Origin of the sequence: Winogradskyella psychrotolerans, assembly GCF_018860545.1 — a bacterium.
GTDB lineage: Bacteria > Bacteroidota > Bacteroidia > Flavobacteriales > Flavobacteriaceae > Winogradskyella > Winogradskyella psychrotolerans_A.
Map to the genome: position 1 here is coordinate 56,257 of NZ_JAHKPN010000026.1, position 26,425 is coordinate 82,681.

The window sequence follows — 26,425 nt, forward strand, 5'->3', positions numbered from 1 at the left end:
TTTAATGGCTTAAAGTTCCTGTGTTTAAAACAGGTGAAGCGTCCTTGTCTCCACATAATACCACCATGAGGTTACTGACCATAGCCGCTTTACGTTCTTCATCTAAATCTACCACATTTTTTTTGCTGAGTTGTTCGATAGCCATTTCTACCATACTCACAGCTCCTTCTACGATTTTATGACGAGCAGCAACAATTGCAGTGGCTTGCTGGCGCTTTAACATAGCATTCGCGATTTCTTGCGCATAGGCTAAATACCCAATACGTGCTTCTAAAACTTCGATACCTGCAATAGATAAACGCTCGTCTATTTCTTTTTCTAAAGCGTTACTAACTTCATTAACACTAGAACGTAACGTAATATCTTCATCAACGCCTTCATCTGCAAAGTTATCATAAGGATACATACTTGCTAATTTACGAACAGCGGCATCGGTCTGTACGCGGACAAAGTTTTCATAATTATCAACATCAAAAGCGGCTTTGTAGGTGTTGTGAACACGCCAAACTAGAATGGTGCTGATCATAATAGGGTTTCCTAATTTATCATTCACTTTTAAACGTTCGCTATCAAAATTACTCGCTCTCAATGAAATTTTCTTTTTAGTATAAAATGGATTAACCCAATAGAATCCGTTCTTTTTAACCGTACCAACATATTTTCCAAATAAAAGTAAAACTCTAGATCCGTTAGGTTGTACCATTAAAAACCCAAAGGCTAATATTAATGATGCTACAATTCCAAAAATAGGCCAGCCTGTTTTAGTAATAGGTATGAGCGCAATACTTCCAAAGAATAGTAATGTAAATAAAAAGAGCATGAGGTAACCATTTGCTGGGACGATGATTTTTTCTTCTTTCATAAGTTTTAAATTTAATTGGTTTATCAGTTTTAAAATTCAATATGATATTAAAATGATATCATAAAGATATTGTTTAATTCATTAGTATCCAAATAAATTTTTTTGTTACAATTTTTCAAAAAGAAATAATATATAAAGTTTGGCACAGGGTTTGCATATTACTAATTGTAATGATTATAACACCTGTTACAATCTCGTAACAGAACTACAAAGTTTAACATTACGTTGGTTGGTTAGTTAGAAAAAGCATCTCGTGGTTGGGATGCTTTTCATTTTATTAGTTGGTTAAGTGGAAAAAGCATCTCACGTCTGATAGTTATCAGTAGAGATGCTTTTTTATATGATGTGAATTTATAACGTTAAGACTTAATAAAAGCTGTAATACCAGATATGAGTTGTGGAGAAATAGGTCGAAAAGATTCGTTGTATGATTTTGAATTTTCTAAATCATCACCTTCAATTTCAAAGAGAACGTGATTCATGTTCTCAATGATTAATAGTTCTGCTTCCGTATGGGCTTCATTTAAAACTTCAGCTTCACTAACTGAAACTTGTAAATCTTTTGTTCCATTAACAATAAGAATAGGCATTTTTAAGTCTTTAATAATTTCAGTAGGATTGTAAGACATCCAATTAATCATAAAATCTTGTATCTCTGGGCCAAATAAGGATCCTAAAGCATCAGGATAATCGGTAGTGTTTTCTCCACTTTTTAAAATATTTACAACACGTTGTGTTTCTTCACCAAGCTTTGGTGCCATCTGTGTGACTTGCTCAATAAGAACATCTCCAATATTATGACCGGCGCCAGCCAACGAAATAAACCCGTCAGCTTTTTCTTTTGCAGACAGCATGCCAACCAAACTACCTTGACTATGACCAATGACATATATTTTATGGAATGTGTTCTTTTCTTTAAAATAGTTGATTACATCTGATGCGTCGTTCACAAAATCATCGAACGTCATATCTTTATCTACATTGTTTTTTAAAATTTGTTTTACAATACGCTTATCATACCTATACGTTGCAATGCCTTGATCTGTGAGTCCTTCTGCTAATTTTTTTAAGGAATTGTTTTTCATGAAGTTCTGATTGCCATTTCTATTCGTAGGACCAGAACCAGCAATGATAATGGCTAAATTTGGTTTATCTATAGCGTTAGGAGTGAGTAGGGTTCCATCAATCCATTTTGAAATAGTTAGATCTTCTTCTGTGTATGTTTTATCTTGACCAAATCCAATGCTACTTACTAAACAAAGGATGAGAATTAAATACTGTTTCATTTTCAAAAATATTTAAGCGGTATAAAGTTAATCCTTATTGGACTGAATTCTATGAATGTTTCAAATTTTGTACCAAATTCTAGCTATAAATCTGTAAAAACTTTAGTTTCAAAAAATGTATTTCATCGGTGAAATGCATTATTTCGTCGTTAAATGTTAAAATTTAGTGCGTTTCATCGATTAAATATGTTTTTTGGCGTTGTAATTCAAAATGAATTATATATTTGACTCGTACTAAAATTTAGTTTTTAGTTCAATGGATTAATTAATTAATATTTGCCTTATGTTGAGTTGGCTTAGAGACCCTGAATCTACCAGCATAAAAAAAGCAAATAAAACGAAAACCGAGATTGAGGGATCTCGGTTTTTTGTTTTTATGGCTATTTACAACTTCAATTATTAGCGCTATTTTTATCTTTTTCTAGTAATTATAATGTCCAAATTATTTCGCCTATTTATAAAACAAGTCGTAATTTTATTTTTTAAGTAAATTAGGATTTCGATATGAATTACAAAACACTACTTTATATAGGAAGTTTAATACTTTTTACTTTTGGTTTTCAACAAAAGCAAACCTTGCCAGATGGTTTTGTATATGCAAAATCCATAATACCAGATTTGGATGTTGAATTGCGTTACTTTTCTGAGAATAATTTTGTTGGCGATACTATTGACGGCTATAAAGCTAACCGTTTAATCGTTACTAAAGGGGCTGCTGAAAAACTAAAATTAGTTCAGGATGAATTACAGCAACAAAATCTTTGCTTGAAGATTTACGATGGTTACAGACCACAACGTGCTGTTAATCATTTTATTCGTTGGGCTCGAGCGTTAAATGACACCATTAATAAATCAATTTTTTATCCAGAAGTTCAAAAGAAAAATTTGTTTAAAGCAGGGTATATCGCATCGCGTTCTGGGCACAGTAGAGGAAGTACAGTTGATTTAACTATTATGGATGGAGAGACTGGCGAGCCTTTAGATATGGGAAGTCCTTTTGATTTTTTTGGTGAAGCTTCTTGGGTCGCTCATGAAAATTTAACCGATAAACAAAAGAAAAATAGACAGTTACTACAAACAGTGATGTTAAAACATAATTTTAGAAACTACCCGAAAGAGTGGTGGCATTTTACCCTGCGTTGGGAACCCTTTCCTAAGACGTATTTTGATTTTGAAGTGGAGTAATCTTAGTCCTTTTTAATGCGATTATGCCAAGAATGGGTCCGATACCTAATGTCATAAAAACCAAAGGTGTGTAAGAGACATGACCTATTAAATAGCTTAGAATTTGAATACTTACAATAGTTAAACTATACCCTAAACAATTTACAATAGTTAGTGCGGTGCCGATAGACTCAACTTTACAGTTTTGTGCTATCATTGTTGAAAATAAAGGGGAATCTGCGATGACCGACATGCCCCAAATAATTAGAAATAGCACAAAGATAGGAGTGGAGTTGACCATAAATAATAGTGGGGAAACCAAACAACATAGCCCAGACATAGATAATGCTAAAGTTGCTGTTTTCTTAACTCCTAATCTATTGGATACAAAGCCTCCTAAAATACAAGATACAGTTCCAGAAGCAATGATAATAAAAGAAAATAAAGGTGTATTTAACTGTACATTATGTAAATCTTGATGTATCATCAATAATAATGGAGTAAAGGTCCAAAATGCATAGAGTTCCCACATATGGCCAAAGTATCCAAACGCAGCAGAGCGAAAACTTGGCTTTTTAAAGACCTTTAGAATTTTAGACGTATCGAATTTAGCTGCTAATTTTTGATAAGGCCCATTAGGAACTAAAAGCAGAATTAAAAATCCACCAATGACTGCCAAAAATGATGTGGTGTAAATAACAGTTCTCCAATTAATATTAAAGTCAAAAGATTGGATGAGGTAAGGGAAAGCAGTACCTAATACTAGCGCTGCTATTAAGAAACTTAGCGATTTACCTAAACCTTTTTCAAAATGATCGGCAGCAATCTTCATGCCTACAGGATAAATTCCGGCTAAACTGAAGCCTGTTAAAAATCTAAATCCAAGTATAGTATATAATGTGTTTTCAGAATAAAGCATCCCTAAATTGAACGTCGCTCCCAATAAAGCGCAGATAAAAAATAATCGAGATGGTGAAAACCGATCACTCAGCGTAAGAACGGCGAAAATAAATGTTCCAATTATAAAACCGAATTGTACAGACGAACTAATGTAACTCAGTGACTCGGAACTCAGGTTAAAAAATAGAATGAGGTCATCAATAATAGCATTTCCAGCAAACCACAATGATGTACAACAAAACTGCGAAAAGATAATAACTATTAAAACCTTGGTAGCTGGGTTGATTTTAAAATTCAAAAGCTGATGAGTTTAGATAAATATAAGCCCAATACATCAATCCAAACTGAAGTGGTAATCGTAATATCAATAGCCATTTTGGGATGCCTGCAGACGCTTTTTTACCTGAAAGCATATAAAAATGCACTAATAGAAATACGGCTAACATTGCAATAATACCATAAATAGCAATTGCCTTTAAAGATGGAATGCAAAGACCAATACCTAATAAAATTTCTGCAGCTCCACTTAAATATACCATGAGCTTGTGATTAGGAATGTATCTTGGCATAATGCGCATATACATTTTTGGCTTTATAAAATGCATGAGGCCTGCAAATATGTACATGCCAGCCATGATATAAAGTCCAATGGGCTCATTCATCTTTATACGTTTTATAAGTCAATCCAATACCGTAATTAAACAGGTTTTTGTCTAATAAACTTGATTTAAATTGATTGCCTTTGTCAAATTTTAACCAATTATTGCCGTTAATAAAGACACGTTTTATAAAGGTGTTTTTTGCTTCCATCTGATCTGTAAAAGGCAATAAAGGTCTAAAATTGGTTGGTATTTTTACAATCTCTCCTTGTCTAGATTTTATTTCTTTATATTTTTTATTTGGTAATAATTTCCCTTCTTCGTTAGTGTAACCTAATACTTGAAGCGATACAAAAAAACCATTTTCAGGGATAAAGAGATTATAATCTTCAACATTTAGAGTATACACATCTCCATCTTTTTCAGTGGCTCTAAATACAGTCGTTTCGTAAGTTAAAACCTTACCTGGTTTCCCATTATCATTTTCATAGAATTTGACTTTAAATAAGGTGGAAAACTTTTTTTTGTCACTATTAGAACGGTTTCTTTTATTCCAATCTTTTGATTCTAAAGCTATAGGGAATAGTACTTCGGAAAGTTGTTGGTCTTTAGTTGTGGTTTTAGGAAAATACACAGCAATCTCAGATTCTATAGTCGGCAGCCAACATTTATAATAGTCATCATCTAAATAGGGTTTTAGTTTTTCCTCTTTAAATTTTCGATCTAATTTATTGGCAATTATAACGGCATCTAACTGGTGTGCTTCGGGCTGCATTACTATTTCATTGGGTAAATTATGCGTTGCGATGTTCAAATCTTTAAACCCTAAGGCCGAAATAAATAAGGAGTCGATATCTGGATATAATTTTTTGGTAAACATAAATTGCCCTGCGTCATCTGCAAAAAGACCATTGCCATTTCCAAAGGATATAGTGGCATAACTAACAGGATAGGTTGTGATACTATCTTTAATTGTGATTTGGGCAAATGTGATTTGTCCAATAAATAATAGAATAAATAAAATTTTATACATGGTTAAGTTTATAGATTCTAAAGATACATTATTTATACTGTATGCTAATTGGGATAGTACCAAAACGGTATAGAAGCATCAATTTTAGTTATGGTATCTGATTCTTTTAGTTCTCTTCGTTTTACATAAAGCATGTGTTTACCTTCTTCTATGTTTTTAATACCTATATAAGTTTCGAACCCATTTTGCTTTTTTATAGTTTTACCAAGTACAAAATCAGTTGTATAAAGTGTAGAATCAATTTCAATAGAATAGATCGTATTAAAAGTGGCTAAATAGTCCCTTTTTAATGAATTATTAGTGGAGCCAGAATTCATGGAACCTATTTCTGATGTAATACCTCTAGTATCTTCTTCAACTTTTAAACTTGGGTTGAAGAGGTAAATTTCATCTTCTATATATTTATCAAAAGCTATAAAAACTTTAACGTACGGATCGCTTATAACTTTACTATTAATAGCAATCTTTTCAATGAAATCAGATTCCTCAACTAACATGTCTTCGTAATTTAAAGAATTAGAAATATTATTGCTTGACTCCTCAATAAAATTAAAATAATTAGATTGATTGTAGTATAAAGAGGTCATCCATATCAATAAAATATAAATAGGAACTAAAAAGAGACTCAGACGTTTTCCAAATTTATTGTCTAGAAAATTATAAACTAATGGTCGGTATAAAAAAGAAAGTGTGATAATGCTAAAAACCCAGTAGAAAGGAAAATATACTTTGCTAAGCCATTTTTTCTTTTTTAAATAACCGAGCGTAATAAAGTCGATAAAAGTTAGTAGCATACCAATAACTACAAATGCTAAAAGAATAATACCAACGTACGTAGAAAAATCACGAAAGGTATGACCATTAAAAAACACTGAAATTATTGTAGCAATTGTTCCAATGATTAGAACAAGAGCAAGTAAATAAAAGATGAGTAAAAACGTGATTGCGAAAATGATGCTACAGTAGTCTTCTAATCTTGAAATATACCTGTCAAAAGAACCTACTTTTATTTTTAGATAATTGCTAAATCGTTTGGTGTAATTTAAGGTGTCGTATTCAATGTCTCCAGAAACATACCGTAATCCTAAGGCACCAATCCATAAGCCTCGTAAAAGCACATGGAGAAGTAAATTAAAAATTAATATGGAACACGCAGAAAGTGCAAGAATTAAAATCAACGTAAAAAACAGATTATTATCGTTTTGAGATTGGTGATAGGCCATCTTCATTTCTAAAGCTGGATAGGCTGAGAATAATCCAAAAATGGCAAAACCAGAAATCAGCAATTCTAATTGCCAGCTTTCTTCCTGTAATCGATCTAATAATTTCTTAAACGCAGGTTTCTTGTATTCGTCGCTCATCTTTTATGGGGTGGATTGAAATTCAAGGTTAAAATTAGACATATTCAATTAAAATCACTCTTTTTTATCCTATTTTGAAACTCTTTCTAAATTTCATCGTTTTTATAATAAACCGCTAACTAATCAAATGCTAAAACAAGAGACTAAACTTATTACGCTTTGTAAAAAAGGAAATGAGGTTGCACAAATGCAAGTTTATGATAAGTACAGTCAGGCGATGTATACCATTGCTTGTCGTTATCTCAGCGATGAAGATGCAAAAGATGCGATGCAAGAAGGCTTTTTAAAAGCCTTTAGACATATTGAATCGTATAAGCCAGAAGCCACTTTTGGGGCTTGGTTAAAACGAATTATTATACACCAATGTTTAGATGTTTTAAAGAAAAATAAGTTAGAGTTTGAAGCCGTAGAAGTATCAGAGTTGCAAATTATAAACGAAGACGATTGGAATTTTGATAGTACAATAACGAAACAAGATATTTTATTTGCCGTTGAACAGATTAGTGAAAAGCATAGAATTGTAGTGAAGCTTTATTTGCTAGAAGGCTATGATCACGAGGAGATTTCGGACATTTTAGGAATTCCCATAAAAACATCTCGTACACATTTAAGACGTGGAAAATTAAAATTACAAGAACTTTTAAAACAAAAGTACAATGAAGCAAGATATTAGAAACCTATTTAATGAGGAAGATGATTTAAAAACGCTTCCGGAAAAGCATAGAATAGAGTTTAGAGAAAGACTCAAAAAGCAATCCCAACCAAAACGAGGTCCTTATGCATGGTTAAGTGCAGCGGCCATCTTAATTATTGCATTAACGATTGGCTTTAATGTAATGCAAAAGGAAGTAAAACCAGAATTAAATCAAGTGTCACCAATTATAGCGCAAGTAGAAGCTGTTGAAGCAGCTTATCTTAAAGATATTGAAACCGAATGGCAGAGTTTTATAGCTATCGCAGATGACGCCGTTTTGGTAGAACGCTTCAGAAAAAAGCTGAAAGACTTAGATACCGATTACAAAGCTATTTCGGTTCAGTTTAAAGAGGATTCTAATAATATTTTAGTCATTGAAGCCCTTGTTGAGAATCTTCAAACACGACTTCAAATTTTAAAAGATATTCAAAAGCACATCAATATATTACATCAAAATAACGAACAGAATGAAAGTACGATATAAATTTTTAGCACTGATGCTCATCACATCAGTTATGCTAAATGCGCAGCAACACAAGATTTACAGTGAGTCCTTTACAATCGATAAAACCACCACAGCGATCTTTAATCTAGATAATATGACAGTGGCGTTGGAGGAGTCCACAGATGGGAAAGTTTATGTGGATTATATTATGGAATTTGATGGGTATTCAAAGAAAGAAATTAATTCTTTTTTAGATGAAATAAATGTCGAGGCTGGCAAATATGATAATCATATAACACTCACTGCGAGTAGTGAAAATAAAGTTTCAATTGAAACTTATGAATTTAAAACAACAGATGCCATTACTATAAATCAATCGTTTTTTGAACCTAAAAAAGATTCTGTCAGTCGTAAATCATTAGATGGATTACGTTTAGAAATAGAACAGGATAATCACAGTGTACAGCGTAATTCTTTAAAATATATTAACGATCGTTTTAAAAAAGTCGATAAAAATGGTAAGGTGACTAATTTTAAAAAAGGAGGTGTAAAAATGATGCGAAGTCGTTTTACGATTAAAATTCCACCCCATTTAAAATTAACGATTAACGCGAAGGAATCAGGATTATACATAAGACATCATCTAAGAAATGAATTGACAGGAACGCTAATTGGTGGCACTATGAAAGCCAAAGAAATCTCAAATCCCTATAATAATCTTAAAATCGAGAATGCAACAATGGAAGCCTTAGCGATCGATGGCGGTGATTTTGAATTTATTAATTTAAAAAACAGTAAAATAGGAAGTATTCAAAATACTAAAATTACATCAGAATTCTCAAAGTTTGAAATAGGGGAAATTCAAAAGAATGTAACCATAACGGATTTTAATAGTGAGTATTATTTTTATAATTGGGCTAAAGATTTTAAGCGTTTTAATCTGTATTCAGAATATTCTAAGATACATTTCTTTTATCCCAAATTAGATTACAGTTTTAAAGTGATAGGCAATAACACAAAGAATTTTATTGGCAAGTATACCATAGAAATGCAGCCTACCAAGAAAGGGGAGAAGTTTAATATGATGGAACGAAAATTACAAGGGAAAGGCGAGTTTTCAGGTGAAATTTTCTTCGATATTATCCATGGTATTATTTATTCATACAACGATTCAATCAAAAAATAAATCAATTAACTTATGAAGAGAATTCTAATTATGGCTGTAGCATTAGCGTGTTTCAGCGGATTACTAGCACAACAGAAGGAAACGAATTCTAAAACGGATTCAGGTTTAAGGATGGAAACTGAATATGCATCAGAAATAGAAGAAGTAAGTGATCTTTTAAGCTTTGAGGGTATTGATTATATGAAGTTGAAATTTTCAGGTGAGCAACTCAAAGGTAAAAGTTACAAACTCACGGTAAAGGAAATTTGGGATGGTAAAATAGTGTCTGATACTACTGTAATAGACAGTAGAAGTATTGGTGTTAAGCAATTTGAAACTTTAAGTGATACGGTGTTTAAAATGAAAGTTATTTCTAAACATACCGAAGATAATCAACTAAAAATGACATTTAAGTTCCCAAGATTTAGAGTCAATAAAACCTATGAAGCTATTGACTCTGAAAACTATAGTTTAAGAAATTTAGCCGATGAAAGCAATCTAGAAATCAGCTATAATAAGTCGTTTTACCTGTTAGCCTATATTTTACCTTACGAAAGAGAAGATGGCATATTATCATGGTGCGATGTAGGAACCTCAGGAAAGGATATTGAAAACTGGGGAGAGAAATTTGGAATAAAACACTACTTACTTTTCGAAATGATATTTGAATAGTTTCATTATAATGAATAAAAAAGCACTTAGATAATCTAAGTGCTTTTTTGTCTTGATTCTTGGTTCTAGAATCTAATATCTATTTAATACCAACGCTTTTTCTTCTTCTTAGAAGCCTCACTTTTACGACCTTTTTTATATTTGCTACCTTGTTTTTTGTGCACAATAGGTTTCGCTTTGGGGTCTAAAGGATAAGGGTGTTCGGTTTCTACAGGAATCTGAACATTTATAGCATTCTGAATCGCTTTAACATAACTTTTCTCGTCAGCAGAACACATTGAATAAGCTTTTCCTGTATGTCCAGCTCTTCCCGTTCTACCAATACGATGCACATAGGTTTCTGGGATGTTGGGCATATCAAAATTAAGAACGTTGTCTAATTCATTAATATCAATACCACGTGCAGCCACGTCAGTTGCAATCAATACTTTTACATAGCCATTTTTAAATTTATTTAATGCTGTTTGACGCTCGCTTTGTGCTTTATCTCCATGAATACTATTTACGGCATAGCCATTTTTAGCTAAGGTTTGTTCTAATTTATCTACGCCATATTTGGTGCGTCTAAAAATAAGTACATTCCCTTCTATAGTGTTTCGCATAAGGTGTAAACACAATTCTATTTTATTACGTTTTGGAACGTAATACAACACCTGACTCACATCTTTAGCCACCGATTTTGTTGGAGTGACATCAATACGTTCTGGATCTTTGAGAATGCTTTGTGTTAGATGTTCTATTGTATTTGGAATCGTTGCCGAAAATAATAAGGATTGTTTGTTTTCAGGACACAGACGTTCAATTTTTTTAACATCATCAATAAAGCCCATATCTAACATTAAATCGGCTTCATCTAAAACGAAGGTTTCAATATAATCGAGATTAACATAATCCTGTTTGTGCAAATCGAGCAAACGACCTGGTGTGGCCACTAAAATGTCAACACCCTTTTTTAAGACATCAATTTGAGGTTCAATGGAAGCACCACCAAAAATCACCAAGGAGGTTAAATTGGTAAACTCAGCATAAGTTTTAAAATTTTGCTGAATTTGTACTGCTAATTCTCTAGTCGGACTTACAATTAATGCTCTTATTTTTTTGCCTTTTTTTGGTGCATCTTGCTTATCGTACAATTTTTGTAATATAGGTAGTGCAAAAGCAGCTGTTTTACCGGTACCAGTTTGTGCCGAAACTATGACATCCTTACCTTCTAAAATTAAAGGAATAGAGCGTTGTTGCACCAAAGTAGGTTCAACATAACTAGAAGCTTCAACAGCTTTTAGTATCGGTTTAATAAGTTGTAAGTCTTTAAATGACATCGATTTTGTATTTATTAAGTTTGTTATTCCTGCGAAGGCAGGAATCCACTTTGTAAGTCATAGCTCATAGATTCTTGCCTATGCAGGAATGACAAATAAGATGTGACAAACATAGTACAAAGGTAAATGAAATGTTTTACCAACGCTCAGCTTTCCAATCGTGTTGCTCTTGTTCGGTTAAAAATGTCCAAGCAATAAACCGACTGATTTTATGACCTTGTCCCATTTCAATGGTTTTTACAGCAGTGGCATTCACTTTTTCTAAAATTTTATAGGTGGGTTTAAGCGTTGTTTCTTTTGAAATTAAACTCGTGAACCAAAAACACTGTTTTCCAAAATGCTTGCTTTCGTAAATCATGTCTTTTACAAAACGTGCTTCACCACCTTTTGTCCATAATTCATTATGTTGGCCACCAAAATTTAAAAGTGCTTTATTAGGTCGTTTCCCTCTTAAGTTTTTTTGTTTTTTTAAGCTTGCTTTTTGAGCATCTTCCGCAGACGCATGAAATGGTGGATTACAAATCGTAAAATCTACTTTTTCTTCAGGTTTTAAAATGTCGTAAAAAAAGTTGTTTGCTTTTTCTTGACGTCTAATTTCTAAAGTTGATCTTAATTTGTAATTTTTTTGCTCAATGGCTTTAGCAGATATAATAGCAGCTTCATCCGTATCACTTCCTATAAACGACCAGCCGTATTCATGCTGTCCAATTATAGGGTAAATACAATTGGCACCCACACCAATATCTAAACCTTTAATATGATTTCCTTTTGGAATCAATGTACCCGTTCCTTTTAATAAATCAGCGATATTATGAATATAATCTGCACGTCCAGGAATTGGTGGACATAAATAATGCTCAGGAATATCCCAATACTCTAATCCGTAATGGTGAATTAATAAGGCTTTATTAAGTGCTTTAACGGCTGCAGGATTGAAAAAATCTATAGAATCGTCACCGTATTTATTAGGTGCCACATAAGCGCCTAATTCTGGTGAACTTTTTATAAGTGCATCAAAATTATAACGCGATCGATGTTTACTTCTTGGATGAAGTTCAGATTTTACTTCGGGATGTGATTTTTTCTTTTCCAATACTTAATAATTTATGGTGGCAAAGGTAATGGAAAAGAAATTGGGTTATTTAGACCTTTTGCCTAAATAACCCAATATTATGAGAATTTAAAAGTTAACCTATTAATCTACTTTTTTAAAACGTAAAACTTCGTCGCCAGTTTCATTAAAAAAGGATAAGGTTAAACCTTCTTTTTTATATGAGGAAATACTGTTAAATGCTTTATCGAATCGATCTGGAATCTCCATATCCATGCACATTTTTCGGGTGGATGCCATCGCTCCAAATTCAATAGCATCAGAAGTGATGTTCTTTATTTGTCCGCTATAACTATTGCAACCATTGGTGCCAAATGCACGCATTTCTGTCGTGTTGATTTCAAGTGTTGGAATATTATTATTATTATTATTATTATTCGTGATTTCAATGGGGTCTCCATTAATATGTGTTGCCGCCCAAATATCGTGAATCGCTAATTTAGGATCTTGTTTTTTCTCTATCACGTTTACAAGATCGTATTGAATGGAAGCGGCATCTGCAGGCACATTTTCTGAGTTTAATGCCGTTTCAGTCACTTCAATTTTTTGTAAGTAACCAGGTTCAAAAGTAAAACCATTTATTTTTGAGTAAAAATTAGACCACTCTGCATTGTCGTAAGCATCTGCTTTGGTCACTTGTAAACATGTTGTTTTTCCTGCGCCAGCATCACAATCAACTTTAGAGCTATTAACCCAATAGGTGGATGTTGTTTTATTTGTTGAACCACAAGAAGATAAGACTGTAGCGAGTATAATAATAGGAAGGTTTTTTAATAGTGTCATTGTTATGATTTCATTGTTCAGATTCTGAATTTCAAAAGTCTTGCCAATTTTTAAATGAATCGTTAAAAATTTGTTAGTATGAATTAATTGATAGTTGAATATGTGATGGAACTATAAAACATTGTAAATAACTCTATAGTTTAACATGACAGAAAAAACTAAAATCCCCTGAATGGATAATTTTTAATTCAATCATCAGCATAAGGTTGATTACTAATTAGTGAAAAAGATGTCATCTCCTTACTCAAATGTAATCACCAAATCATCCTGTTTTACCATGCTGCCTTCCGATAAAGTCACCGATTTTATTTTTCCAGATTGATGTGCGGTAACGGTTGTTTCCATTTTCATGGCTTCAATGACAAATAGTGGATCATTTTCTTTAACCATTGTACCTTTCTTCACTAAAACCTTGTAAAGTGAGCCTTGTAAAGGAGCTCCAATTTGGTTAATATTTTCTTTATCAATTTTTATGTTTTCAACCTTTTTTATATCTAAAGAGGTATCAAATATTTCGACAAATCGGTTTTCACCATTCACTTTAAAAAACACCGTTCTTACACCAGCATCATTAGGTATACTAACCGATAGTAATTTAACAATAATTGTTTTTCCGGGTTCTAAAGTGATGTTCGTTTCTTCCTGAAGCTTCATGCCAAAAAAGAAATCTTTTGTAGGGATGAGTGCTATATTTCCATATTTTTTATAATTTTCATGGGCACTTTCAAAGACTTTGGGATATAACATATAAGAAAGAAAATCTTCCATTTCAATAGGTCTTGTAAACCCTTGTTGGAATTTCTTTTTAAAAGCAGCAAATTCTTTTGTGAAATCAACCGGTTTTAAATGCGCATTTGGCCGATCGGTGTAAGCTTCTTTATTTCGTAGTATAATTTTTTGAAGTTCCTTCGGAAAACCTCCAACAGGTTGCCCTAAATCTCCTTTAAAGAAATTGATTACGGATTCTGGAAACGAAATGCCGTCGCCGCGTTTCATAACGTCTTCTGGTGTTAAATTGTTAGTCACCATAAAAATCGCCATATCACCTACGACTTTAGAACTTGGTGTGACTTTGATCAGGTTCCCAAACATCATGTTGACTTTCGCATACATTTTTTTTACCTCATCAAAGCGATCTCCTAATCCCAAAGCAATAGCTTGAGGTCGTAAATTTGAATATTGACCGCCAGGAATTTCATGTTGATATACTTCTGCCGTTCCTGCTTTTAATCCCGATTCAAATGGGTAATACATTTCGCGTGTATCTTCCCAATAATTTGAAAATTGATTTAAGGTACTCATATCAAAATCGTGAGCGCGTGTTTGACCTTTCATCATTTCTACAACAGCATTAAAATTAGGTTGTGATGTTAAGCCAGAAAGTCCGCCCAATGCCACATCAACCACATCAACTCCGGCTTCAATAGCTTTTAAATAGGTTGCCGTTTGTAATGAAGAGGTATCGTGTGTATGCAACTGCACAGGGATATTAACAGTATCTTTTAGTGCACCAACCAATTCTGTTGCAGCATACGGTTTTAGTAAACCTGCCATGTCTTTTATGGCAATCATATGTGCACCTGCATTTTCGAAATCTTTGGCAAGTTGCGTATAATAGTTGAGGTTGTATTTGGTTTGTTTTGGGTCTAAAATATCACCTGTATAACTAATGGCAGCTTGTGCAATGCCTCCTGTTTTATCACGAACATAATTAATACTCGGCTCCATGGCTTTTACCCAATTTAACGAATCGAAAATTCTAAAAATATCGACTCCGTTTTCCCACGATTTTTCAACAAATTTTTCAATTAAATTATCCGGATAAGCTTTATAACCTACAGCATTTGAACCTCGCAACAACATTTGGAATAAAATGTTAGGCACCGCCTTGCGTAATTCTCGTAAACGTGTCCAAGGACTTTCGTGTAAAAAGCGCATGCAAACATCAAAGGTTGCACCTCCCCAAACTTCCATACTGAAGGTGTTGGGATGGTTTTGTGCGAAACTTTCTGCCACTTTAAGCATATCGTAACTTCGCATACGTGTTGCTAAAAGTGATTGATGTGCATCGCGCATCGTAGTATCGGTATAATGTATTTTGTTATCGTCTTTCAACCATTCGCAAAAAGCTTCAGGCCCCAGTTCTGTTAATAGATCTTTGGTGCCTTTTGGAAACGCCTCCGAACGATTGTATTTTGGAACTTTAGCCGTTCTGAAAATTTTGGATTTATCAATGTTTTTAACATCGGAATTTCCATTAACAATAACCTCTGCAAGAAAATTGACAGCTTTGGTCGTTCTATCTTGAGGTAATTTTATTTCGAATAAAGCAGGAGTATTCTGAATGAAATTGACAGTAACTTTTCCGTCTTTAAACGTATCATGCTGAATCACATTTTGAAGAAAATGAATGTTGGTTTTAACACCTCTAATTCTAAATTCTTTTAAAGCACGTGTCATTTTCCGAACAGCACCATCGAGTGTTCTTCCGTGGGCTGACACTTTAACTAACATAGAATCGAAAAACGGACTCACATTATAACCTTGGTAAATACTACCTGCATCTAAACGAATTCCCATTCCGGAAGCACTGCGATAAGTGGTAATGTTTCCATAGTCTGGTGTGAAATTATTTTCAGGATCTTCGGTTGTTAATCTACATTGTAATGCAAAACCGTAGGTTTCTAAAGAGTCTTGTTCGTATATTTTTATCTGTTTATCAGAAAGTTTATAACCTCCAGCAATAAAAATTTGTGTTTTTACCAAGTCGATTCCGGTAACCATTTCCGTAACGGTATGTTCCACTTGAATTCTAGGATTAACTTCGATGAAATAGATATGGTCTTGTTGGTCGATTAAAAATTCAACAGTTCCGATGTTGTTGTAATTGACTTCAGACGTAATTGCAACGGCATATTTGTAGAGCGCATCTTTTACAGTTTGAGAAACATTGTAAGATGGAGCAACTTCAACTACTTTTTGGTGTCGACGCTGCACGGAACAATCGCGCTCGAATAAATGACGAATATTACCATGTCGGTCAGCTACAATCTGGACTTCAATGTGTTTTGGGTTTTCAACATATTTTTCTAAAAACATCGTGTCATCACCAAAAGCATTTAGGGATTCGTTTCTTGCGGAATCAAAATTTTGCTCTAAATCTTTATTATTTCTCACCACACGCATGCCACGTCCACCTCCGCCAGAAGCGGCTTTTAGCATTAACGGATAACCAATGGTATTGGCTTCAGAAAGCGCGATTTTTAAAGATGTTAAGCTTTTTTTATTGCTTTCAATAATAGGAACGTTACACTTTACTGCGATTTTCTTGGCTGTAATTTTATCACCCAAAGCATCCATAACTTCAGGGTCTGGACCAATAAAAATAATATCATTTTCGGCACAACGTCTGGCAAATTCTGAGTTTTCAGACAAGAATCCATAGCCTGGATGAATAGCATCTACATTCTTGTCTTTTGCTAATGTTATAATTTCTTCGATATCCAAATACGGCTTTAAAGGCTCGTTATCTTCTCCAATCTGATAGGATTCATCAGCTTTATTTCTGTGTTGCGAATAGCGATCTTCATAAGTATAGACGGCAACTGTTGCAATATTAAGTTCTGTACATGCTCTTAAGACACGGATAGCAATTTCACTTCGGTTGGCGACTAATATTTTTTTGATTTTCATAAATGGAAGGATATCTTTAAGTGATTCGTATTCAGACCTCGTAAAGGTATTAAAAGAATTACTACAACGTTTGCGTAAAAATGATATTATTTAACGCAATTCAAATCTTTAGAGGCTTATGGCAGATACATAGATTTCATGAAAACCAATTTCAACCTGATATTTTTCTCTCATGTGAGACGGTTTTGAAATTTTGATTTTAATGTTATCGTGCAAAAAACTTTAAGCGTTTTCTCAAGCGTTTTGGCAAAGCATCATTATCTAGAAGTAAGTTAACATGCATTATATTTTTGTGTTCTGCATAGCGTAATTGAAACAATTGAAAAATAGAAATACTATCTTTTCCGCGTTCTTGCAATTCAAAAGTATCTCCAACTTTGACGTCTCCCTCTTTTAAAACTTTGACGTAAGCACCAGAGTAACCATGGGTAATAAATTGTTGTAAAACAGTATCGGAACCAAACTTATGTGCGAATTTAAAACAAGGTTCTCTCGGTTGTGTAATTTGTACTAAGGCGCTTCCTAGTTTGTAGGTGTCTCCAATAAAAAGTTGTCGTTCATCTAAGCCTTCAACGGTTAAGTTTTCTCCTAACATACCAAACGTCCAGTCTAAATGTGGATATAAATTTTCCCAATATGGATACTGATTTGCTGAAAATAAATAACAGGCTTTGAATTCTCCTCCATGTACCTTTCGGTCTGAAACTTCATCTCCTCGCACATCTTCTTTTCCTAAAAATATAGGAGTATCCGTAGGTTTTTTATAGATACCTGTAGTGATTTCTTTTCCATTCCATAGGAATTTGGTGGGTTGTGCAATATTCGTTGAGATAATTTTCATCCATTAAAAATATAAAAAAAATAGTCACTTAGAAGGATGTTTTATAATGGGTGTTTCATGGGTACATACGTCTTGTCAAATTATATAAATCTTGTCAATTATGTTAATAAAATGTTAAAGCAAATAAATTTTAAAACCCACCCAAAGATAATCTCGTAGGTATTTGTGCTTTCCAAAATGGAAGTGTTTTTAACTAATTTAATCAAATACTAATCAACATGAAGAACAAAATTACTTACGTTATTGCGATGGCAATGACATTTTTTATTTCAATAGATGCATTTGCTCAAGTCGTAACAAGTGGTGCAGATGACGGAACAGATGGAACACTGCGAAATGAAATTGCAGATACGCCAATTGGTGGCATTATTACTTTTGACACTTCTGTGACAACGGTAACTTTAAATAGTGAACTTTTTATTGATAAAGATTTGATTATTAGTGGAAATTCAATAACTCCAATAACTATTGACGCTAACAGTAATGGAAGAATATTTAATATCAGCTCAGGAGTAGTGGTATTAAATGATTTAGCTTTAATTAATGGTGTAGCGGTTGATGGCGGTGCTATGTATATTTCTAATGCCCTTGTCACAATTAACGATACTTCGATATCAGGAAATACAGCTAACGGATCTTCTGGTTCCGGTGGTGGAATTTTTAATGATGTAGGTGGAGTTTTAATCGTTAATAATTCTGAAATTTCAAACAATACAGCAAATAGAGCAGGTGGAGGTATAGAGGATAATTCTGGTGCAGGCTTAGCAATCACATTACTAAATGTTGCTTTAAATGATAACAATGCAGGTGTTTCACCTGCCACTGCAGCTCCAGGAAATGGAGGTGGGTTACATATTACTGGTGCCGGAAGTGCGATTGTTACTGGTGGTACTGTTAATGGAAATGTAGCCGGTAAAGAAGGTGGTGGACTATGGAATGGTAGTGGAGTTTTAGATGTGGTTGATGTCACAATAACAGAAAACTCAGCTGTAGGTGATGCTACAGGTGGAGGTGGTATTTATAATAATGGTAACGGAACTATAAATATTTCAGCAGGAACAATTTTGTCGGGGAACATCGCTTCAGGATCAACTCCAGGTGGACGTGGTGGTGCTATTTTTAATAATACAGATGGGGTTTTAAATCTAGCAAATGGATTGGCAATTACAGGAAACTACGCCAGTAGAGCAGGTGGTGCCATTGAAGATAACTCTAATGGGAATTTAATTTTATCTGGTGTTACACTTACAGGAAACGCTGCAGGTGTAGATATTGGATTAGGAAATACAATTACACCAAATCCTGGAAATGGTGGTGCAGTACATTTATCTGGTACAACCAATGCAACAGTTTCTGGTTTTTCAACAGTTTCTAATAATTATGCAGCTAAAGAAGGCGGTGGATTATGGAACAATTTAGGAACCATGGATGTTAGCTTAACATTTTTAGATGCTAATATCGCTTCAGGAGATGAGGCAACTGATGGTGGTGGTGCTATTTTTAATAATGGAGGAACTTTAGTTGTAGGTAGTGCTGCGTCGCTAACAAATAATATCGCAGACGGAATTTCTGGTTCTGGTGGTGGAATTTTAAGTATTGATGGTGCTGTTACGATTACAGATGCTGTTTTGGCTTTTAATCAATCTAACCGTGCAGGTGGTGCAATTGAAATTATAGATGGTTCTATTGATTTCTTAGGAAACTACAATGTTAGTGGTAACAATACAGGTGTTGCGCCAGCAGTAGCAAGTCCAGGAAATGGAGGTGCACTTCATATTAGTGGGTCAGGAACAGCAACACTAACAGGTGGTACAATGAATGATAATGTAGCTGCTAGAGAAGGTGGTGCATTATGGAACAGTACAGCTACAATGACTGTTGATGGTGCAATGATTAGTGGAAATATAGCAAGTGGTCCAGCAGCGGATGATGGTGGTGCCGGAATTTTTAATAATGGTGGAACTTTAATCGTTCAAAACAATACAACCATAAGCAATAATAGTGCAGATGGAGCTTCAGGTTCTGGAGGTGGTATATTAACTATTGGTGGTGATGTTACTGTAACGAGTTCGACAATTACAATGAATCAGGCGAATAGAGCTGGTGGTGGCATTGAACATGCAGGTGGAAATTTAAATCTTATAGATACAATCTTAGATATGAATAATGCTGGTGTGTCTCCGGCAATGGCTGCTCCAGGATCTGGTGGTGGACTTCATGTATCTGGTGCTGCAACAACGAACATTACAGGTGGTACAACTAACAACAATATTGCCGCTAATGAAGGTGGTGGTTTATGGAATGGATCAGGAATCATGACTATTGTAGATCATACCGTTGACGGAAATACAGCTTCAGGAAATGATGCTATGACTGCAGGTGCTGCTGGTGGCGGCGGAATTTATAACGAAGGTGGTACGCTCGATATTTCAGGAATGACTGAAATTACAAATAATATAGCTGATGGAGCACAATCTACTGGTGGTGGAATTTTAAACGCAGCAGGTACTTTGATGGCGAACGGAATTACAATCGCTTTTAATGAATCGAATAGAGCAGGTGGTGGAATTGAAACTAATGGAAGTGGACCAGTACTATTGACTGATGTTAGTTTGAATAATAATATAACAGGAGTTGTCACTGGTACAGGAGCACCTGGAAATGGTGGTGGACTTCACGTCAGTGGAGATAGCAGTGTTGATGTTGTAGGTGGAACTGTAAATGGAAATAGTGCAGCGCTTGAAGGTGGTGGATTATGGAATGGTTCAGGAATAATGACAACTGACAATGTATTAGTAGATTCTAATAATGCTTTAGGCGGCGGTGCTGATGATGGAGGTGCTGGAATCTTCAATAATGGAGGAACATTAAATATTACCAATGGCAGTATAATTTCTAATAATATGGCAACAGGAGCTTCTGCATCTGGTGGTGGATTATTGAGTACAGCAGGTGATGTTACTGTGATGGATTCGACATTTGATGGTAATGCAGCTAACAGAGCAGGTGGTGCTATTGAACTGATTGATGGGAACTTGATGTTTTCAAATTCAACAATGTCTAATAATGATGTCAACGGTTTAGCAGGAACTGCTGCGCCAGGAAATGGTGGAGGCTTTCATGTAACAGGAATGTCAGGAATGATTAACATTTCTACAAGTACAATTACAGGAAACGCTGCTGCTAATGAAGGTGGTGGATTATGGAATCAAGGTGGCACAACAATGAGTGTTTTGATGTCTACAATAGATAATAATACCGCTGCTGAAGGTGGTGGAATTTATAACAACACAGGATCAATGACGTCTGTAATGACGAGTACTATTTCAGGGAATACAGCATCAGTTTCTGGCGGTGGATTAACCAATAATGGTGCAAGTTTAGATTTAAATGCGGTAACGGTTGCTATGAATTCAACTGATGGAATTGGTGGCGGTATCGATGCGGTTAATACTGTTTCTTTGAAGAATACAATTGTAGCTCTAAACACAGCGACAACAGGAACTGATGTATCTGGACTATTAATGTCAAATGATTTTAACTTAATTGGAACAGATGATTTGTCAGTATTCACAGCTCAGATGAATGATCTTGAAGGCGTAGATCCTTTGTTAGGACCATTACAAGATAATGGTGGAATAAGCCTAACCCATGTGTTATTAAATAATTCACCTGCTTATGATGCTGGTGATGCCACAGATATGTTTGTAGATCAAATAGGTCAGAGTGTGTTTGGTAGTACTAGAGATATCGGATCTGTAGAAGCGCAAGTCGCTTTATCAGTAGATGATTTTAATGCTGATTCCGTTTTAAATCTTTATCCAAATCCATCACAAGGACAATTTAATATTGTGATTGATAATTCGGTGTCGGGTGAAATAAAAGCTGAGGTTACAGCGTTATCAGGGAGAATAGTAAAGCAAGTTAAGATAGTGAATGGAACAAATTCCGTAGATATTAGAGGGATGTCTGCTGGAGTTTATATTGTTAATGTATTTACAGAACAAGGAAGAGTATCACATAAGTTGATTTTGGATTAATAGTTAGTAATTACTTAATAATTGAAAAGACCATCGGAAGATGGTCTTTTTTTGTTCTGACTATTTTATTGCTAACCAAAACGGCAACAAATTCGTTTTAAGTTTTTGGAAAGCTTCAGGTAAATCCGTTAAAGGTTCCTCGGTAAAGGTGAAAGGCTGATCAGCTTGAAAATTCCAATACGGCTCTTCTAATATACCATCCTTAGATGTTGTATGTGATTTTGGAAAATTCGTCATAGAGAACTTTCCGTCAGTATTCATATCGATACCAAAGATTTTTAAATCTTTTAAGGTTGAATACGTTAGACTTAGTTTTAAATGAAGTGATCTATGATCATCAGATATATAGAATTCCTTTTCTTTTACCGGAAAGTTTTTAAGTTCAGAGCTCCATGGATGATTAGAGTGTACAATTTTTGATAATTCATTTTTAATATTTAAACTATCACTTTCAGTTTTAATAAAAGTAACTAAGTTTTCTTGGAGGATGACAATCGTTTTTTCTTCAGGATTTACAGTAACTGTTGTTTTTTCTGCAATGATGTTACTTTGAGTCAAACCGAAAAAAGTACCAACAACAAAGAATAATATGTTAATTGCTTCCATAAATTAATTTAAGTTAAAGACCAATCTCACACACTGGAATGGGGATAAAGACATATCTAATTACTCTATCTTTTTTCCTAGCATTTGTTGCCCTCCTTGATTCAAAGTTAAACTTTCAATTTTACCCTCAGTACTTCTATTAAACAAAATTTCAGCGGGAACAACTTTTAAAAAGAACTTATCTTTCTCATTGGCAAATATTTCAACTTCTCCTTGGCCAGTTGCAATAGCATATGTTTTATTGTCTCTAACAGAAATACTGATGTGAAACATGGGTTGTATTTCATATTTTCCAATGTATTCAGTTAAGATCTCATTAGATAATTGAATTTCTTTACGTTCAGAAGGAGGTGCTTTGTCAATACCTCTTCCAATACTTGTATTGCCATTTGTTGTCATTTTAACCATGCGTTGCTCGTTTTCAAAATAAAAATCATAAGATGTACTTCCTCCATCAAAAATAAAGTTTGAAGCCGTCATGGGGTAAATTTTCAAATTCGTACTACCTTCTCGTTGGCTAAATAATTGATTATCTTTTATTGTAATATGTCTAATAATGTTATTGTCGAATTCGTAAGCGCCAAGCCATTGTGATAATTGCTCTGTGTTTAACGTAATAGCGTCTTCTTTTTTAGGAAATGGTTTGCCAATTGCCATTGCAGCTATATTTGTAGTAATTGCTCCAACGCTACCGCAGTCGCAATTAGTTAATCCAATAACATAAACATTTTCTTCAGGTAGAAAAATACCATTACTAGAATACCCGAAAATACCACCAGAATGCTCAATTGTTTTAGAGCCATTAATAGTGCCTTTTGTAAAGCCATACCCATATGAAATAGTTTCTCCAGAAGCTAACTTAGAACCATTTACAGCTTTGTCTAAGGACGTTTTTTTAATCAATATATTAGCGCTTAATGCATTTTGCCATTTGAGTAGATCTTCGGTGGTAGACATAATAGAACCTGCAGCATAAGGTAAGGTTAGACTTAAATAATCTGCATTCCTAAAGCCAGATGCAGTTTCAGAATAGCCACTCGCTCTATTGGGAATCAATTCTAACATACTGCCGTAGTATGAATTTTTCATATCTATTTTATCAAAAATATGCGTTTTTATAAAGTCGGCATAACTTTGCCCACTAACAACTTCTATAATATGACCTAAAAGAATATAGCCAGAGTTATTATATCGAAATTCCGTATCTGGATCGAAATCCATTGGCAGATTTTTAAATGTATCAATAAGCTCGGTAGGAGTCATATCCGTTCTGGCTAAACTTATAAAACTTGGAACATCGGTATAACTTTTTATGCCAGAGGTATGATTAAGTAAATTGTGTATGGTAATCGTTTTACCGTATGTAGGATAATCTGCTATATACTTGGTAATGTCATCTGTTATTTTGAGTTTACCTTGTTCTTCTAGCATTAAAATAGCAACTGCGGTAAATTGTTTAGTTATAGACCCAATTTCAAAAACATGTTTTGGATTGGTTTTAACTGATAGTTCTAGGTTGGACATACCGAAACCATTCATATATATGATTTTTCCGTCTTTAGCAACAAGTATGGAAATTCCAGGTGTATCTGCAGTATACTGGTCGCTAATGTATGTGTTAATACTTTTTTCGAGGTTTTGAGATGCAATTGATGGTGCTAAACATATACATAGACCAAATAATAGCATAGAAAGTTGGTGATGAATTCTCATAATTTTATTTATTTGATATTTAGGTGGTTATAGGTTTTCTATAAGACGTTGGTCACTAGTATATGTTACATTAGATTATAAATAAAATTCAATAATTAACTATATACTTAATTAATACTCTAAAAATTTTTAACCCATAATGGTACTGCGAGTTCCAAATAATTACGGTTGAATTTTCATAAGATAAGGTATAAAAAAAGCGCAAGTTGTACAACTTGCGCTTTTTAGCTATTAATCATTCATTAGGGAAAAAAATGATAGTACAATATAGTTAGGGATTTGTACCGGTACAAAGTTATAAGGTTTAGTGATTATAAAAATTGATGTATGTTAAGAAATAGCAGATTGTCTAAGAATTATATAATTCTTTTTTAATCCTACTTAAACTTTCTGTAGTGATACCTAAATACGATGAAATATGATAATTTTTTAATTTTTTCACAATATGTTGATGGGTAATTAGGAATATAAGGTATCTCTCCTTGGCGGATTGGGATAAACTTACCAGTATTCTTTTTTGAAAAGCGGCAAATGCAACCTCTAATTTCTTTCTGATAAAAGTTTCGGTTTGAGGAATAGCTGAGTATAAATATTCTTTGTCAGCACTTGAGATTGCGTATACTGTAGCGTCTTCAATAACTTCAAGATTCATTATAGCTTTGGAATTAGAAAAATAGGCTGTAAAATCAGTGATCCACCAATCTTTTATCCCAAATTGAACGGTATGTTCTTTTCCTGAGCCATCTAAGTAATAGGTTCTTAAGCAACCATCATGGATGTAATACATATCATCAACAACACTATGCGCTTTAAATATATGTGTTCCTTTTTTGAACTCCATTTTTTTAAATACGCTTGAAATTATGTTTAGCTCTTCATCTGAAAATGAGAGTCCTTTAAATATTTGCTTAATAATAGCGTTGTCTTTCTGCACTTAAAACTCATATTGATTCTATCAATGTATGTAAATACTTTGATATGAGTTACTTAAAATCGATGCGCTAATTTAAATAAATGTTGATGCGATTTTTAATGTAAGAAAAAACCACTTTATTAACTAAAAAAATACCTTTAGACTTTAAAATAACTTTTGCTAAATTGATAAGATGACTATAGTCACTCTGAAAATTACAACACTTTAATGCTGTAGGTTGCCACGATATCATTCTTTATTTTTAAATGGACGTCGTATAAACCTTTGTGGTTAAAACTGTACTTGAATGTTATTATTTCATTTTTATTTATAACATCATGTATTTTATACGGTAATTGATCAGTTCCTGAAATTTGAACAAGTGAAATTGTACTTGTAGCAATGTCATTTAATGATTTAAACTGAAAGGTGATGTCTTCATTCTTCGTAATTGTTGTATTCAATTTCTTAGGACTAATAGGAATTATTTTATGCTCAAATGTTTCTCCATACACTATGGGTTCAGCTACAAATTTCATAGTTTTTAAAGTGTCATTAAGAAACCATTTTTTTTGGAGTGGAATATGGTTTTTTGCAAATAAAATTGGATCGGTAAGAAAATAACCATCATTATAATCCGAAATAAAAAAGCTTTTGTCCATCATGTAACCGCTAGACCAAGTGGCATCACATACATACCACTTGTTGTTTAATTTTACGGCATTCCAAGAGTGGTTTAAGTTTTCTAGTTTTTCGACGTTAGTTTCAAAAGATCTGCCGTAACCATCTATTATTATACATTCTATATCGGCAATAAAACATAATTCCTTAATAAGATACGCATAACCCGTGCACATCGTTTTTTTCTGATTTCGTAATTTTTTAAATGCTATTTTCTTGAAGTGATTATTCCATACTACATAGCCTAAACTATCACTTTTAAATTTTTTTCGCGCTCTACTGACTTTATTATGTTGATTAAAATCCCCTTTAATATTGGTACAAACCCAAGTATAAATAGCTCTAAATTTTTCAACATCTGTGGTGAGATTTCTTGTTAGTTTGTGCGCTAAAACAGATAAATTCTCTAAGCTATGACCTTCATTTAATTTGGCTGTATTATCTGCTTTTATAAAATCGATGTTTTTAAAATCTGATACTTGAGCGTTAGAATTATTAAAGAGCACAACTAAAAAGATGACAAACCAATTTTTCATAACATCAA

General features: G+C 33.7%; 21 protein-coding genes. 6 read left to right on the top strand and 15 right to left on the bottom strand.

Annotated features, from left to right (window positions below; translation table 11 throughout):
• Nucleotide 1 precedes the first annotated feature (1 nt).
• Both KO515_RS09735 and KO515_RS09740 read right to left on the bottom strand, forming a co-directional pair.
• Nucleotides 2-862 (bottom strand): SPFH domain-containing protein, encoded by an 861-nt coding sequence (locus KO515_RS09735; RefSeq protein WP_215936171.1) that lies wholly within the window; start codon nucleotides 860-862, stop codon nucleotides 2-4.
• Nucleotides 863-1,221: 359 nt separating this feature from the next.
• Entirely contained in the window at nucleotides 1,222-2,148 is a 927-nt protein-coding gene (locus KO515_RS09740) for an alpha/beta hydrolase family protein (RefSeq protein WP_215936172.1), read from the bottom strand.
• A 504-nt stretch (nucleotides 2,149-2,652) separates the two neighbouring features.
• Here KO515_RS09740 and KO515_RS09745 point away from each other — a divergent pair.
• Nucleotides 2,653-3,333 (top strand): M15 family metallopeptidase, encoded by a 681-nt coding sequence (locus tag KO515_RS09745; RefSeq protein WP_215936173.1) that lies wholly within the window; start codon nucleotides 2,653-2,655, stop codon nucleotides 3,331-3,333.
• On the opposite strand, the gene KO515_RS09750 is transcribed toward KO515_RS09745, so the two are convergent.
• From KO515_RS09750 to KO515_RS09765, 4 genes are read right to left on the bottom strand one after another with little or no spacing between them, the layout of a single operon-like run.
• Nucleotides 3,302-4,510 carry an MFS transporter gene (locus KO515_RS09750; RefSeq protein WP_252723833.1) on the bottom strand — a complete coding sequence of 403 codons (1,209 nt, stop codon included), beginning with the start codon at nucleotides 4,508-4,510 and terminating at the stop codon, nucleotides 3,302-3,304. The genes KO515_RS09745 and KO515_RS09750 overlap by 32 nt on opposite strands.
• Complete coding sequence (locus tag KO515_RS09755; RefSeq protein WP_215936174.1) at nucleotides 4,500-4,874, bottom strand: DoxX family protein; 375 nt, start codon at nucleotides 4,872-4,874, stop codon at nucleotides 4,500-4,502. Before KO515_RS09755 ends, KO515_RS09750 begins: the two co-directional genes overlap by 11 nt.
• Complete coding sequence (locus KO515_RS09760) at nucleotides 4,867-5,844, bottom strand: hypothetical protein (protein WP_215936175.1); 978 nt, start codon at nucleotides 5,842-5,844, stop codon at nucleotides 4,867-4,869. The genes KO515_RS09755 and KO515_RS09760 overlap by 8 nt, the downstream gene beginning before the upstream one ends.
• 44 nt (nucleotides 5,845-5,888) lie before the next feature.
• Nucleotides 5,889-7,205 (bottom strand): hypothetical protein, encoded by a 1,317-nt coding sequence (locus KO515_RS09765; RefSeq protein WP_215936176.1) that lies wholly within the window; start codon nucleotides 7,203-7,205, stop codon nucleotides 5,889-5,891.
• A 127-nt stretch (nucleotides 7,206-7,332) separates the two neighbouring features.
• Here KO515_RS09765 and KO515_RS09770 point away from each other — a divergent pair, with 127 nt between their 5' ends.
• The 4 genes from KO515_RS09770 to KO515_RS09785 are packed head-to-tail and all read left to right on the top strand — an operon-like array spanning nucleotide 7,333 to nucleotide 10,181.
• Nucleotides 7,333-7,878 (top strand): RNA polymerase sigma factor, encoded by a 546-nt coding sequence (locus KO515_RS09770; protein WP_215936177.1) that lies wholly within the window; start codon nucleotides 7,333-7,335, stop codon nucleotides 7,876-7,878.
• On the top strand, nucleotides 7,862-8,383 hold the full coding sequence (locus tag KO515_RS09775) for a hypothetical protein (protein WP_215936178.1): 522 nt from the start codon (nucleotides 7,862-7,864) through the stop codon (nucleotides 8,381-8,383). Before KO515_RS09770 ends, KO515_RS09775 begins: the two co-directional genes overlap by 17 nt.
• Nucleotides 8,367-9,530, top strand: a complete 1,164-nt coding sequence (locus tag KO515_RS09780) for a hypothetical protein (protein WP_215936179.1) — start codon at nucleotides 8,367-8,369, stop codon at nucleotides 9,528-9,530. Before KO515_RS09775 ends, KO515_RS09780 begins: the two co-directional genes overlap by 17 nt.
• 12 nt (nucleotides 9,531-9,542) lie before the next feature.
• Entirely contained in the window at nucleotides 9,543-10,181 is a 639-nt protein-coding gene (locus tag KO515_RS09785) for a hypothetical protein (RefSeq protein WP_215936180.1), read from the top strand.
• Nucleotides 10,182-10,264: 83 nt separating this feature from the next.
• Here KO515_RS09785 and KO515_RS09790 read toward each other — a convergent pair whose 3' ends face one another.
• From KO515_RS09790 to KO515_RS09810, 5 genes are all read right to left on the bottom strand, one after another.
• Nucleotides 10,265-11,500 carry a DEAD/DEAH box helicase gene (locus KO515_RS09790; protein WP_215936181.1) on the bottom strand — a complete coding sequence of 412 codons (1,236 nt, stop codon included), beginning with the start codon at nucleotides 11,498-11,500 and terminating at the stop codon, nucleotides 10,265-10,267.
• A 136-nt stretch (nucleotides 11,501-11,636) separates the two neighbouring features.
• Nucleotides 11,637-12,593, bottom strand: coding sequence for a 23S rRNA (adenine(1618)-N(6))-methyltransferase RlmF (rlmF, locus tag KO515_RS09795; RefSeq protein ID WP_215936182.1), 957 nt, complete (start codon nucleotides 12,591-12,593; stop codon nucleotides 11,637-11,639).
• Nucleotides 12,594-12,695: 102 nt separating this feature from the next.
• Complete coding sequence (locus tag KO515_RS09800) at nucleotides 12,696-13,394, bottom strand: DUF4377 domain-containing protein (RefSeq protein WP_215936183.1); 699 nt, start codon at nucleotides 13,392-13,394, stop codon at nucleotides 12,696-12,698.
• A 240-nt stretch (nucleotides 13,395-13,634) separates the two neighbouring features.
• Entirely contained in the window at nucleotides 13,635-17,087 is a 3,453-nt protein-coding gene (locus KO515_RS09805) for a pyruvate carboxylase (RefSeq protein ID WP_215936184.1), read from the bottom strand.
• Between the two features lie 205 nt (nucleotides 17,088-17,292).
• Nucleotides 17,293-17,928: an MOSC domain-containing protein gene (locus tag KO515_RS09810; protein WP_215936185.1), complete on the bottom strand. Its 636-nt coding sequence runs from the start codon at nucleotides 17,926-17,928 to the stop codon at nucleotides 17,293-17,295.
• A 218-nt stretch (nucleotides 17,929-18,146) separates the two neighbouring features.
• On the opposite strand from KO515_RS09810, the gene KO515_RS09815 reads away from it, so the two are divergent.
• On the top strand, nucleotides 18,147-21,968 hold the full coding sequence (locus tag KO515_RS09815) for a beta strand repeat-containing protein (RefSeq protein WP_215936186.1): 3,822 nt from the start codon (nucleotides 18,147-18,149) through the stop codon (nucleotides 21,966-21,968).
• 60 nt (nucleotides 21,969-22,028) lie between these two features.
• On the opposite strand, the gene KO515_RS09820 is transcribed toward KO515_RS09815, so the two are convergent.
• The 4 genes from KO515_RS09820 to KO515_RS09835 form a co-directional block, all read right to left on the bottom strand.
• Nucleotides 22,029-22,574, bottom strand: coding sequence for a hypothetical protein (locus tag KO515_RS09820; RefSeq protein WP_215936187.1), 546 nt, complete (start codon nucleotides 22,572-22,574; stop codon nucleotides 22,029-22,031).
• 60 nt (nucleotides 22,575-22,634) lie between these two features.
• A complete protein-coding gene (locus KO515_RS09825) occupies nucleotides 22,635-24,287 on the bottom strand; it encodes a serine hydrolase (RefSeq protein WP_215936188.1) in 1,653 nt (550 codons plus the stop codon).
• Between the two features lie 349 nt (nucleotides 24,288-24,636).
• The gene (locus KO515_RS09830) at nucleotides 24,637-25,128 is read right to left on the bottom strand and encodes a Crp/Fnr family transcriptional regulator (RefSeq protein ID WP_215936189.1); all 492 of its coding nucleotides are present in this window, start codon (nucleotides 25,126-25,128) and stop codon (nucleotides 24,637-24,639) included.
• A gap of 287 nt (nucleotides 25,129-25,415) precedes the next feature.
• Nucleotides 25,416-26,417, bottom strand: coding sequence for a transglutaminase domain-containing protein (locus tag KO515_RS09835; RefSeq protein ID WP_215936190.1), 1,002 nt, complete (start codon nucleotides 26,415-26,417; stop codon nucleotides 25,416-25,418).
• Nucleotides 26,418-26,425 lie beyond the last annotated feature (8 nt).

Bases quoted from the DNA above. Each gene is read 5' to 3' on its own strand.
- KO515_RS09735 (WP_215936171.1), bottom strand. From the start codon at position 862: ATGAAAGAAGAAAAAATCATCGTCCCAGCAAATGGTTACCTCATGCTC.
- KO515_RS09740 (WP_215936172.1), bottom strand. From the start codon at position 2,148: ATGAAACAGTATTTAATTCTCATCCTTTGTTTAGTAAGTAGCATTGGA.
- KO515_RS09745 (WP_215936173.1), top strand. From the start codon at position 2,653: ATGAATTACAAAACACTACTTTATATAGGAAGTTTAATACTTTTTACT.
- KO515_RS09755 (WP_215936174.1), bottom strand. From the start codon at position 4,874: ATGAATGAGCCCATTGGACTTTATATCATGGCTGGCATGTACATATTT.
- KO515_RS09760 (WP_215936175.1), bottom strand. From the start codon at position 5,844: ATGTATAAAATTTTATTTATTCTATTATTTATTGGACAAATCACATTT.
- KO515_RS09765 (WP_215936176.1), bottom strand. From the start codon at position 7,205: ATGAGCGACGAATACAAGAAACCTGCGTTTAAGAAATTATTAGATCGA.
- KO515_RS09770 (WP_215936177.1), top strand. From the start codon at position 7,333: ATGCTAAAACAAGAGACTAAACTTATTACGCTTTGTAAAAAAGGAAAT.
- KO515_RS09775 (WP_215936178.1), top strand. From the start codon at position 7,862: ATGAAGCAAGATATTAGAAACCTATTTAATGAGGAAGATGATTTAAAA.
- KO515_RS09780 (WP_215936179.1), top strand. From the start codon at position 8,367: ATGAAAGTACGATATAAATTTTTAGCACTGATGCTCATCACATCAGTT.
- KO515_RS09785 (WP_215936180.1), top strand. From the start codon at position 9,543: ATGAAGAGAATTCTAATTATGGCTGTAGCATTAGCGTGTTTCAGCGGA.
- KO515_RS09790 (WP_215936181.1), bottom strand. From the start codon at position 11,500: ATGTCATTTAAAGACTTACAACTTATTAAACCGATACTAAAAGCTGTT.
- KO515_RS09800 (WP_215936183.1), bottom strand. From the start codon at position 13,394: ATGACACTATTAAAAAACCTTCCTATTATTATACTCGCTACAGTCTTA.
- KO515_RS09805 (WP_215936184.1), bottom strand. From the start codon at position 17,087: ATGAAAATCAAAAAAATATTAGTCGCCAACCGAAGTGAAATTGCTATC.
- KO515_RS09810 (WP_215936185.1), bottom strand. From the start codon at position 17,928: ATGAAAATTATCTCAACGAATATTGCACAACCCACCAAATTCCTATGG.
- KO515_RS09815 (WP_215936186.1), top strand. From the start codon at position 18,147: ATGAAGAACAAAATTACTTACGTTATTGCGATGGCAATGACATTTTTT.
- KO515_RS09820 (WP_215936187.1), bottom strand. From the start codon at position 22,574: ATGGAAGCAATTAACATATTATTCTTTGTTGTTGGTACTTTTTTCGGT.
- KO515_RS09825 (WP_215936188.1), bottom strand. From the start codon at position 24,287: ATGAGAATTCATCACCAACTTTCTATGCTATTATTTGGTCTATGTATA.
- KO515_RS09830 (WP_215936189.1), bottom strand. From the start codon at position 25,128: ATGGAGTTCAAAAAAGGAACACATATATTTAAAGCGCATAGTGTTGTT.
- KO515_RS09835 (WP_215936190.1), bottom strand. From the start codon at position 26,417: ATGAAAAATTGGTTTGTCATCTTTTTAGTTGTGCTCTTTAATAATTCT.